Origin of the sequence: Bacillus sp. BML-BC051, from assembly GCF_019656175.1 — a bacterium.
GTDB classification, from domain to species: domain Bacteria; phylum Bacillota; class Bacilli; order Bacillales; family Bacillaceae_G; genus Bacillus_A; species Bacillus_A mobilis.
Map to the genome: position 1 here is coordinate 1 of NZ_BPLI01000223.1, position 366 is coordinate 366.

Sequence of the window (366 nt, forward strand, 5' to 3'; positions counted from 1 at the left end):
AATCCAAGGTCCACAAGGAATTCAAGGTCCAACGTGTCCACAAGGAATTCAAGGAGATCAAGGCCCGCAAGGAATACAAGGTGTGACAGGGGCAACCGGAGCACAAGGTCCGCAGGGAATTCAGGGGATACAAGGTGTGCAAGGTCCGACTGGTCCACAAGGCCCAACCGGAGTTCAAGGTGTGCAAGGCGAAATAGGTCCAACCGGTCCACAAGGCGTGCAAGGATTGCAAGGTCCACAAGGCCCAACAGGGGATACTGGGGCAACCGGAGCACACGGTCCCCAAGGAGTTCAAGCCCCACCAGGCATCCACGGCCCAACGGGAGTAACAGGTTCACAAGGTCCAACCGGATCCACGGGCCCAAC

1 pseudogene is annotated in these 366 nt (G+C 57.7%); it reads left to right on the top strand.

What is annotated here, in order from left to right:
- A pseudogene (locus tag K5S59_RS30060) lies at positions 1–366 on the top strand (collagen-like protein); the annotation flags it as partial.